13 protein-coding genes are annotated in these 10,780 nt (G+C 28.8%); all 13 read left to right on the top strand.

Annotated features, from left to right (window positions below):
• The first annotated feature begins 120 nt into the window (after positions 1–120).
• Positions 121–393 carry a flagellar biosynthesis anti-sigma factor FlgM gene (locus tag E6248_RS08515; protein ID WP_316340392.1) on the top strand — a complete coding sequence of 91 codons (273 nt, stop codon included), beginning with the start codon at positions 121–123 and terminating at the stop codon, positions 391–393.
• 2 nt (positions 394–395) lie between these two features.
• The gene (locus E6248_RS08510; protein ID WP_316340391.1) at positions 396–803 is read left to right on the top strand and encodes a flagellar protein FlgN; all 408 of its coding nucleotides are present in this window, start codon (positions 396–398) and stop codon (positions 801–803) included.
• 11 nt (positions 804–814) lie between these two features.
• Positions 815–2,650, top strand: a complete 1,836-nt coding sequence (gene flgK, locus E6248_RS08505; RefSeq protein ID WP_316340390.1) for a flagellar hook-associated protein FlgK — start codon at positions 815–817, stop codon at positions 2,648–2,650.
• A gap of 11 nt (positions 2,651–2,661) precedes the next feature.
• Entirely contained in the window at positions 2,662–3,657 is a 996-nt protein-coding gene (flgL, locus tag E6248_RS08500) for a flagellar hook-associated protein FlgL (protein ID WP_316340389.1), read from the top strand.
• A 10-nt stretch (positions 3,658–3,667) separates the two neighbouring features.
• Entirely contained in the window at positions 3,668–4,093 is a 426-nt protein-coding gene (gene fliW, locus E6248_RS08495) for a flagellar assembly protein FliW (RefSeq protein WP_316340388.1), read from the top strand.
• 222 nt (positions 4,094–4,315) lie between these two features.
• Positions 4,316–4,540 carry a carbon storage regulator CsrA gene (csrA, locus tag E6248_RS08490; RefSeq protein ID WP_316340387.1) on the top strand — a complete coding sequence of 75 codons (225 nt, stop codon included), beginning with the start codon at positions 4,316–4,318 and terminating at the stop codon, positions 4,538–4,540.
• 207 nt (positions 4,541–4,747) lie between these two features.
• Positions 4,748–5,110 (top strand): flagellar protein FlaG, encoded by a 363-nt coding sequence (locus tag E6248_RS08485; protein ID WP_316340386.1) that lies wholly within the window; start codon positions 4,748–4,750, stop codon positions 5,108–5,110.
• Between the two features lie 14 nt (positions 5,111–5,124).
• Entirely contained in the window at positions 5,125–5,415 is a 291-nt protein-coding gene (locus E6248_RS08480) for a hypothetical protein (protein ID WP_316340385.1), read from the top strand.
• Between the two features lie 13 nt (positions 5,416–5,428).
• Complete coding sequence (gene fliS / locus E6248_RS08475) at positions 5,429–5,812, top strand: flagellar export chaperone FliS (RefSeq protein ID WP_316340384.1); 384 nt, start codon at positions 5,429–5,431, stop codon at positions 5,810–5,812.
• A 115-nt stretch (positions 5,813–5,927) separates the two neighbouring features.
• Positions 5,928–8,003 carry a flagellar filament capping protein FliD gene (fliD, locus tag E6248_RS08470; protein WP_316340383.1) on the top strand — a complete coding sequence of 692 codons (2,076 nt, stop codon included), beginning with the start codon at positions 5,928–5,930 and terminating at the stop codon, positions 8,001–8,003.
• 3 nt (positions 8,004–8,006) lie between these two features.
• Positions 8,007–8,333: a flagellar protein FliT gene (locus tag E6248_RS08465; RefSeq protein ID WP_316340382.1), complete on the top strand. Its 327-nt coding sequence runs from the start codon at positions 8,007–8,009 to the stop codon at positions 8,331–8,333.
• Between the two features lie 190 nt (positions 8,334–8,523).
• Positions 8,524–9,711: a flagellar hook-associated protein FlgL gene (gene flgL / locus E6248_RS08460; protein WP_316340381.1), complete on the top strand. Its 1,188-nt coding sequence runs from the start codon at positions 8,524–8,526 to the stop codon at positions 9,709–9,711.
• Between the two features lie 119 nt (positions 9,712–9,830).
• The coding region (locus E6248_RS08455; protein WP_316340380.1) for a glycosyltransferase family 2 protein at positions 9,831–10,780 on the top strand (950 nt) is incomplete at its 3' end.

Here is a 10,780-nt window from a genome sequence, read left to right as displayed (position 1 = left end):
AACTTATTATTTACACTTTTTAATACCAATTAACTATATTAATGATTTATTAATCTTTAAATTACTAAACCTTTAAAAAACTGATTCGATATATAAAATATAAGATGTTTGGAGGTTACTATGAATATTAAAGGTATAAATTATTCAAATGGAATTGATTATTATAAGAATAAAACAATTAATAATGTAAATAAAGTTAAGACTGAAAGAACTTACGACAGAATAGAATTATCAGATGCTTCAAAAGCATTAAGAGATTATGGAATAGATAGAAATTTTGACAATAAGAAAAGAGTTGCAGAGGTTAAAAATGAAATAAGTAACGGAACTTATTCATATGATGCAAGACTTATTGCAAAGGGAATTTTAGACTCAATGAGAGGGAATGATTAAGGATGAGTAGTTTAAAGGAAATATTAATAGTAGAAGGTAAAAGACTTGAAGAATTATTAGTGCTTCTTGATAAGCAGTATAAGCTTATATTAAATAAGGATGTATTTAATATGGAGGCTATAACAGAAGAAATACAATTAAAGAATAAAGAAGTTGCAGAAGCAGAAGTTCAAAGAAGAAAATTCTTAGGTAATACATCTCTTAGGGAATATGTTAATAATTCAAAAGATAGTGAATTAGATGAAGTGTATAGAGCAATGCAAAGATTGTTAAATGAACTTATACTTCAAAAAGATACTAACGAATTATTGATAAAGCAACAATTAGCTTTTACTAATAAACTACTAAACATAATGAATCCTAAAAAAGACGCAGCAACGTATAATTCTTATGGAAATATAAAAAGATAGGTGGATGGATTATGTCAGGATTATTTTCAACATTTAATATTGCAAAAAGGGGTATGAATGTACAACAAAAAAGTATAGATGTAACTTCTCATAATATAGCTAACTCTAATACTGTAGGATACTCTAGACAAAGAGCGAAGATAGAAACTTCAAGACCTTTTGGTGGAGCTTCTAGAGGATCTTCTGTAGGGGCAGGGCAGTTGGGTACAGGATCTCAAATACAAGCTATAGAAAGAGTAAGGGACAACTTCCTAGATTATCAAGTTAGAGGAGAAAATGCAGTACTCGGAAAGTACGATATGAGAAATAATTACTTATATGAAGTAGAAAGTGTTTTTAATGAACCATCTGAAACAGGGTTATCTACTTTAATGGGGAAATTCTTTGATTCTTTCCAAGAACTATCTAAGCAACCTAATAGCTCTAATGCTAGGACAGTAGTAGCTCAACAATCAGCAGCACTTGCAGATGCATTAAATGCAACTTATACAAAGCTTGAAGGGCTTCAAACTAATGCTCAGGATATGCTAAAGAGCAGTGTTACTGAAGTTAATAGTATGCTTGAACAACTAGATAGAGTTAACCAAGAAATAATAAGTGTTACTGTATCAGGGAATGCACCAAATGACTTAATGGATAAAAGAGACTTACTATTAGATCAATTAAGTTATAAATTCGGTATTCAAGTAGATAAAAAAGAGTTTAATGGAGTAGATGTTAAACCTACTAGCTCAGGAAAAATGAAGGCTGATTTATTAGTAAACTCTAGTCCTAATGGAGATGTATCAAGATTTTCATATGTTACTGATGTTAAGCTTGATGAAAGTGATTTATCTGGGAAGACTTATATAGTTACATATTATAAAAATGGTAATATGGATAGCGAAGCTAATAAACAGACTTTAAAAGTTTCAGGAATTACTCTAGAGCAAGCAAAGGAAATTAAAGATAGCAGAGTTATATGGGCAGATAGTAATGGACAAGCAGTAAGAGGGGATGGATATCCTATAAGGGATGGAGATACAATTGGATACTCTGAACTTATGATGTTTAAACCTGAAACAGGTAGTGTTAGTGGTATAATTTCAGTTCAAAAAGATATCGAAGACTATATGAATCAATTAAATAAGCTTGCTAAGGCTTTAGCCTTTTCAGTAAATGCAGTTCATAGTGGTATAGAAGATCCACTTAATAATACTGGAGATGTAGATAAGGATTATTTACCTTTCTTTGTAAATAAAGATGTAGCAAGCTATAGAAGTAACGGTACTTTAAGTAATTTAGATTTTACATTAAAGGCTGAAGAAGAAATAACAGCTAAAAATATTTCTATAAATAAGGAAATATTAGAAGATGTTATGAAGATTAAGACTAAGACTCATGATGATTTATATAAATACACTAACGAAAATATTATGGATGGAGATAGTGATGGTGCAAGAGCCTTAGCTATAGCTAAACTTAGAGATTCTTTAATTAGAATACAAGATATTAATGAAACTGTTAAGTCAAGAAGTGATATGTTTAATAAAAATAAGGGTGGAAATTCATTAAGTAATAATGGGTTAAATGTAGAAAGTAGTACTTCTGGAATGAAGATAGATTCTTACTTTAAAGATACTATTGATAGACTTGGAGTACAAGCTCAAGAAGCTCAAAGAATGGTAACTAACCAAGAAGACTTATTATATAGTATTGAAGAAAGTAGAGCTTCAGTTTCTGGAGTATCTCTTGATGAAGAAATGGCTAACTTAGTGCAGTTCCAACATGCATACAATGCAAATGCTAAGATAATAGCAACAGTAGATGAACTATTAGAAGTAATAATAAATGGACTTAAGAGATAGGAGGTAGGAAAATGAGAATTACAAATCAGATGATGAGTAAGAGTTTTTTAAGGGATCTTGGAAGAAATCAAAATAGTATGAAGAAACTTAATGACCAATTAACTTCAGGTAAGGAAATAAGAAGACCTTCTGATAATCCCTTTAAAGTTGCTAGAAGTATGCAGTTAAGTAGAGATATATCAACCAATGTTCAATATAATGAAAATATAAAAGATACTACTAACTGGTTAGATACAACAGATACAGCACTGGAGCAGCTAGGTAATAGTCTTCAAAGGTTTAGAGAGCTTATGGTTTCAGCAGGAAATGCAGGTTATGGAACTGATGAAAAGAAGGCTATTAAAGATGAAATGAATGAAAAAGTAAATGAAATAACTCAAATATTAAACACAAATTTTGATGGTAAATATATATTTGGAGGAACTAAAGGTAATTCTAAGCCAGTAGGTTCAACTAAAGATATTACCACAGGAAATAATTATATGTATTTAAGTGGTAAGGATGGAGAAGTTCTTAACTTAAATGATACTGATGAAATGGTACAAAATCAAATTAGTATGATTGGAAGTAAGTTAGAAGTAGAAGTTTCACAAGGCGTAACTATGGACTACAATGTATCAGCTACAGATTTACTACTATTTAAAGATAAAAATGGTAAAGAAATTAATACCATGGATTTGCTTAAAGATATAACTAATAATGTAGCATCAGAGGATCCAACTGAAAGTAGTAAGATAACTGGTGAAAACTTAAGTGATCTTGATGAAGTAGTAACAAATTTATTAAAGGTAAGAGCAGAAGTGGGAGCTAAGCAAAATAGAATGGACTCTGCAGGCTCTCAAAATGAAGAACAAAACTTTAACCTAAAAGATATATTATCTCAAACAGAAGATATAGATTTTGCAGAAAAAACTATAGAAGCTACAGTAGCACAAAGTGTTTATATGGCATCACTACAAGTAAGTGCAAAAATAATACAACCATCACTATTAGACTTCTTAAGATAGGAGAATTAAAATGGAAATAATGTCACCTATACATGGAAAAATAACATATAAAGAAAATGAAATAATAACCTTTGAAAAAGGGATACCAGGCTTCCCTAATTTAAAAAAATACATAATAAGAGAAGCACTAGAAGATAGCCCTTTTAGCATAATTCAATCAATTGAAGACAAGGATATTGGATTTATATTAATATCGCCATTTATAGTAAAAGAAAATTATGAAATAAAACTAAATGAAGAAATAATAAAAAATCTAAATATACAAAAAGAAGAAGATGTTATTTTATATTCATTAGTAACCTTAAGTGAAAAGCTAGAAAATATAACAGCAAACTTAAAAGCACCTCTAGTAATAAATATAAATGACAAAAAAGGGGAACAATATATACTGGATAAAGAAGAATACAGTATAAAGACTAAAGTTTTTATAAATTAAAAATGAAGAATTAAGAATGAAGAATTTAGGAAGAAACTCTTACAGAGTTTCTTAAATAGAAGTTAATAATGAAAGAATGAAAAAATGAAAGAATTAAGGAATAAACTCCTTAGGAGTTTTTAAGAATTAAAGATTTTAATTTATAATTCAGCTATGCTGAATTATTTCCTAAATTGTTAATTGTCAACTGTTAATTATTAATTGCAAAAGAGAGGTGTTAATTTGTTAGTTATAACTAGAAAAAAGGGTGAGTCTATTTTAATAGGTGATGATATAGAAATAACAGTATCCAAGATTGAAGATGGAAGTGTTAAACTAGCAATCAAGGCACCTAAGGAAAAGACTATCTTAAGAAAAGAATTATTTGAAGAGGTTCAAGAAGAAAACAAAGAAGCGGCGAAAATCAATATTGATTTATTAAAAGGATTGAAAATCAGAGAAAAATAATACATTTAATAATGAAAAAAGTAAAGAATTAAAGAATGAAAAAATGAAGGAAGTAATTTGTTCCAAATTACAAACTTAGATATTTATAAAGCTCCTTCAGGAGTTTTATAAGAAAAATTAGATTAAAGAAAGTCAACTCGTTGACTTTCAACCAAAACTGTTAATTATTAATTGTTAACTGTTAATTGAAAGAAAGGGGGATTTAAAGTGGATTTTAAGGTTACAAGTCAAGGAGGACAAGCTAACCTAGGTAATACTTCATATATTGATACAAATATTGAAGTTAAGCAGGTTCCAGCAGGCAAGGATGCAGTAAAAGCTGTAACAGCAAAAGATAAAGGATATAGAGAAGAAGATATAGCTAAGGCTGTAGATAAATTAAATAAGTTCCTTAAGGATGAAAATACTTATGCAGAGTATTCAGTTCATGAAAAGTTTGGTGATATTATGATAAAAATAATTGACCAAGATACTAAGGAAGTTATAATGGAGTGTCCACCTAAAAAAATTCTAGATCTAATAGCTAGAATGGTTGAGCTAGTTGGTGTAGCTATAGATAAAAAGGCTTAATAGGGGGGAGAGCTATGAATTTCTTACTTAATAAAATTGATACAGATATCAGAAGAAAGCTTTATGAAAAAACTAAAGATGGTAAGGTTCATAGAAAATCAACTATAAGTATAAATAAGGATAGTGAAAAGCAAAAGAAAAAATTCTTCAAGGAATATGTAAAAGAAGAAGCAATGAAAAAGGGCAAAGGAAAAATTACTATTGATGTAAGCAAAGTTCAAGAACCAACTATAAGCCTAAAAGCAGAAAAAGAAGAAGATATAAATTTACTAGGTAGAGGCACTTTTTTAGATGTTAAAAAGTAGGAGGAAATAATAAATGTATAGTAATAATGCCTTAAATGCATATAAAAATAATAGCGTTAACTACGCATCAAAGGAACAGTTATTATTAATGTTAGTAGATGGAGCAGTTAGATTTGCAAAGGTAGCAAAAGAAGCCTTGGAGAAGCAAGATACAAAGAAAAGTCATGAAAGCTTAGTAAGGGTTCAAGATATTTTCACAGAACTAATGGTAACTTTAGATAGAAATGCAGGAGATTGGGCATCACAATTATACGAAGTTTATGACTTTATAAAAACTAGACTATTTGAAATTAACTTAAAAAAAGATGCAAAAATGATGGAGGAGCTAATGCCAGTAATAGAAAGTGTAAGAGACACTTGGCATGAAGCATACGAGATATCTAAGAAAATGAAGTAACATATTAGATAAATAAAATAACAAGATATTAATTTAGGAACTCAGTTCACTGAATTCCAACATCAATTGTTAATTATTAATTGTCAACTATTAATTGAAAAACGGGGGTGTTTAAATGAGAATCACAGGATTAGCAACTGGCTTAGATATGGATGAAATAATCAAAAATTCCATGAAGCCATATAGAATCAAGATAGATAAAAAAGGCCAAGATAAAGAAATACTAGAAATAAAGCAAAAGCTTTATAGAGAAGTAATTAAGGATTCAAGAGAGTTTTACAATAAGTATTTTGATGTAGCTAGTAGTAATAGTTTATTATTAAGTAAGAATTGGTCATCTGTACAGTTTACTTCCTCAAATGAAAATGTATTAACTGTATCAGGTTCAGGAGATGCAAAAGCAGAAAATTATAAAATTACAGGAACTACTGGAAAAGCAGCAAAAGCAGTATTGAAAACAGATGGAATTAAAGATAATAAGGTTGTCATTAATGGAAAAGAATTTACATTAAAAGGTGATACTGAAAAAGAACAGGCAAATAATTTAACTGATGAGTTAAAGGCAGCTGGTATTAATGTAACTGTAAGATATAGTGATTTTGCAGGAGATGCAGGTAACAATGCAAAAGGATTTATATTTGAATCTACTGTGTTAGGTGAAAATGGTGGTTTTACTATTGGAGGGAAAAGAGAAGATATAAATGAAGAAGTTAAAGGTGTTGATGATACATATGCCTCTATAACAGGATTTACTACAAAGAACTTTAAAATAAGTTATACAAACACAATTTCTTTTCAAACAGAAAAAGGACAAGTTGATATTAAAATTAGTGGTAAGGATATACAAAAGGATGATGGTTCAGGGGTAGATTCTGATAAGCTTAAAAAAGTTTTAAATGCAGAATTGAAAGAATATAATTTTTCGGCAGATATTACTGATGGTGGTGAAATCACCTTTAAGAGTACTATTGCTGGTTCAGTTAATGATCCACAAATTAATGTTAATGGTAAAAATGGAAGTTTTAATGAGTGGAAGGATGGAAGTCCAACTACTAATAAAGTGGGTCTAGATAAAGTAGCGGGTAATAAAATATTTATAAATGGAAATTTAATAGATTTATCAAGTTTTACAAACATTGATACAGATAATAAAAAGGATGAATTATTAAAACATATAAATAATGAATTAATTAAAAAAAATATTGATATTAAAGCCGAATTAAATAATGGTGAATTAGTATTAAAATCTAAAACCAATAGTTCTAAATATGAAATAAATTTATCTATCATAGAGGGATCTAGTGAAATAACTGAAGGTAGAGATGCAAAAATTACATTTGAAGATAGTAAAGGTGGAATTTATACACACACTGGAACGTCTAATACTGTTACCTTAGATGGAGTGACTTTTAAGCTAACAGGGGAAATACCAGAGGATGGAATAACTGTAAGTGGAAAGCAAGATGTAACTTTAATTAAAGATAATTTAGTTAAGTTCTTTAATGATTATAATACGTTAGTGGAAAAATTAAATACCTTGACATCAGAAAAGAGAAATAGAGATTTTACACCCTTAACTGCAGACCAAAAGAAGGAAATGTCTGAAGATGAAATAAAACTTTGGAATGAAAAAGTGGAAAAAGGACAACTTTCAAAGGACAATGATTTAACTAGAATATCAAATCGCTTAAAAGAAGCTATGAGAACTTTAGTTGATGGAACAGGGTTAAATTTAGAAAAAATAGGAATTAAGTCAGTTTCAGATTACTCAGGAACGAAAAATGGAACCTTTACTATAGATGAAGATAAGCTAACTAAAGCTTTAGAAGGAAATTCCCAAGAAGTAATGGATATGTTTATAAAGTCTCCACCTAAGGATGAAACTTTATCAGAAGGGCAAAAATACTCTAAAACAGGCTTGTTACAAAGGGTTAAAGATATATTATATAATGAAACAGTAACTGTTACATCTTCTATAATAAAAAAAGCAGGTATTGAAGGATCTGCAACAGCTTATAATAATGAGATAACAAGATCAATTGAAAAATATGAACAAAAGATGTCTGATATGGAAAAAGATTTTTCAAGAAGAGAGCAAGCTTTATATACTAAATATGCAAACTTAGAAACTATGATGAATAAGTATAATTCCCAACAAAGTTATTTAATGCAACAATTAGGACTTAGCTAAGATATGATATTAGAAGAACTTAAAAAATATAGAGAGATAACATTATCCATTATAAATGGAATAGAAAATGAAGAAGAAGCATTAAAGCTTCTTGATAAAAGGGGAAAAATATTAGAAAAATTATTTTCTAATGAAAATAATAGAGAAGAAGTAAAAAAAGCATATTTAGAATTGGACTTAATAGCTTTAGATAAAAAGCTAAAAGAAACTATAGAAAAAGAGAGAATCTTAGTTAAAGAGGAAATAAGAAATTTGCATAATATAAAAAATGCAAATAATGCTTATGAAAAAAATAGAAGAGTTAATAATTTTTTTACTGCAAAGATATAATTATTTAATTAAAGATAATAAAAATAATGTAAAATTTTTTAGAAAAAAGTATAAAGTTCTATTTTATTAAACGATATATATAATATAAAGCTTAAGCAAAGTCTCTATATAGAGAACTTATCTACATAGGTAGGTTTAAATAAATAAAAGACAAGGATGTCGAATTTAAAAATCAAGGAGGAATTTTATTATGATTATTAATCACAATATGAACGCGTTAAACGCACACAGAAATATGACTTCAAACACAACAGCTGCAGGTAAGTCAATGGAAAAATTATCTTCAGGACTTAGAATTAACAGAGCTGGAGATGACGCAGCAGGACTAGCTATATCTGAAAAAATGAGAGGTCAAATCAGAGGTTTAGACCAAGCTTCAAGAAATGCTCAAGATGGTATTTCAATGATTCAAACTGCTGAAGGAGCTTTAAATGAAACTCACTCAATCGTTCAAAGAATGAGAGAATTAGCAGTTCAAGCTGGTAATGATACAAATACTGCATCTGATAGAGCAGAAATCCAAAAAGAAATTAACCAATTAACTTCAGAAGTTAATAGAATAGGAAATACTACTGAATTTAATACTCAAAAATTATTAAATGGTGAAAAAGATGGTAGTGCAGCTATTACTGGTAAATTCGAATTAAAAGGAACATTATCAGCAGGAACAGTAACAATAGATGGCGTAGATTTAGCAATTACAGGTGCTACTGATGATGCATTATTCGCTAGTTTAAAAACAGCGATAGAAGGAGATAATACATTAAAGGCTAAATATGATGTAGCAGCTTATACAGCTGGTGATGCTAAATTGACTTTAACTCAAAAAGCAGGTCAAGAGTCAACTAAAGATATTGAATCTTCTCTAAAAGTAGATGTGCTAAATAGCGGAAAGCTTGCAGGAACAGGAACTAGTGCAAAACTTCAAATAGGTGCAAACGAAAGTCAAAGTATGACTGCTGAAATTTATGATATGAGAGCAGCTGCTCTGGGAATAACTGGAACTGCAGATACTGATGGATTTACAAAAGCTAATGGAGTAACAGATGGTACTTCTGATACTGCTAGTGAAGCAGCATTAGATGTATCAAATCACGACAATGCATCTAACGCTATAGCAGCTTTTGATAAGGCTTTAAATAAAGTTTCAGCTGAAAGATCTAAATTAGGAGCTATGCAAAATAGATTAGAGCATACTATTAACAACTTAGGAACTTCATCTGAAAACTTAACAGCTGCAGAAAGCAGAGTAAGAGACGTTGATATGGCTAAGGAAATGATGACATTCTCTAAGAATAACATCTTACAACAAGCTGCACAAGCTATGCTTGCTCAAGCAAATCAACAACCTCAGGGAGTTCTTCAATTACTAAGATAATTGATTGATTTTAAAATATGATAAAAAGAAGTCAGGGTAGCAACTCTGGCTTCTTTTTTACTTAAGTATATAGAATGTTTTTCGACAAATATAATATAAAGTTTAAAGGAGAGATAAATATGCTTTTAAGTATAGGAATGATGGTAAAAAATGAAGAAAAATATTTAGATAAGTGTTTAGCTTCATTACAACCTATTTTAGAAAATATTGAATCTGAATTAATTATAGTAGATACTGGTTCAGAAGATAAGACAGTTGAAATAGCAAATAAATATACAGATAAAGTTTATTTCCATAAGTGGAATAATAATTTTTCTGAAATGAGGAATAAGGTACTTGAGTATTGTTCTGGAGAATGGTTCTTATGTATTGATGGAGATGAAGTTTTAGAAAACTGTAATGATATAATTAGTTTCTTTAAAGATGGATGTTACTTGAAATTTAACGCAGCTACTATATATGGGAAAAATGTTGTAGATGAAAATAATTTAAATAGGACTTCTACAGTAGAGACCCTAAGATTATTTAAAAATGAAACTGGATTCAAGTATATTGGTTCAGTTCATAATCAACCTACTTGGAAGGAGCCAGTTAAAAAGTTAAATTCATTACTTCTACATTATGGATATTTAGCCACTGATAAAGAGCTTATGGAAAGAAAATTCAAAAGAACTAGCGAATTATTAATAAAAGAACTAGAAAAGAATCCTAATAATTTATATTATAGATTTCAATTATCAGTAACTTATGGTATGCATGGTGATTATAGAAAAGCTTTAGAAGAAGCAGAAAAATCATATAATTCATTAATTAATAGTAATGAAGATAGAAAATTTTATAAATATATTTATTGTAATTATGTAAAAATGCTTATGATATCGGATAAATATTTAGAAGTAGAAAAAATTGCTTTAGAAGGAATTAATCTTACTAAAAATAAAACGGTAGATAAAATTGATTTATATTATAATTTGGCTAAGGCTCAATATAATTTAAAGCAAAGTGAAAAATCAATAAAAAATTATAATAATTATTTAGAGTATTTAAATTTATATGAAAATGGTGAAAT

Origin of the sequence: Clostridium sp., assembly GCF_032552055.1 — a bacterium.
Taxonomy (GTDB): domain Bacteria; phylum Bacillota; class Clostridia; order Clostridiales; family Clostridiaceae; genus Clostridium.
This window is presented reverse-complemented; position numbering and strand designations above follow the sequence as displayed.

Coding starts and splice junctions, on each gene's coding strand:
- flgK (WP_316340390.1), top strand. CDS start 815: ATGTCAGGATTATTTTCAACATTTAATATTGCAAAAAGGGGTATGAAT.
- flgL (WP_316340389.1), top strand. CDS start 2,662: ATGAGAATTACAAATCAGATGATGAGTAAGAGTTTTTTAAGGGATCTT.
- fliW (WP_316340388.1), top strand. CDS start 3,668: ATGGAAATAATGTCACCTATACATGGAAAAATAACATATAAAGAAAAT.
- flgL (WP_316340381.1), top strand. CDS start 8,524: ATGATTATTAATCACAATATGAACGCGTTAAACGCACACAGAAATATG.
- E6248_RS08465 (WP_316340382.1), top strand. CDS start 8,007: ATGATATTAGAAGAACTTAAAAAATATAGAGAGATAACATTATCCATT.
- E6248_RS08515 (WP_316340392.1), top strand. CDS start 121: ATGAATATTAAAGGTATAAATTATTCAAATGGAATTGATTATTATAAG.
- fliD (WP_316340383.1), top strand. CDS start 5,928: ATGAGAATCACAGGATTAGCAACTGGCTTAGATATGGATGAAATAATC.
- E6248_RS08510 (WP_316340391.1), top strand. CDS start 396: ATGAGTAGTTTAAAGGAAATATTAATAGTAGAAGGTAAAAGACTTGAA.
- E6248_RS08480 (WP_316340385.1), top strand. CDS start 5,125: ATGAATTTCTTACTTAATAAAATTGATACAGATATCAGAAGAAAGCTT.
- fliS (WP_316340384.1), top strand. CDS start 5,429: ATGTATAGTAATAATGCCTTAAATGCATATAAAAATAATAGCGTTAAC.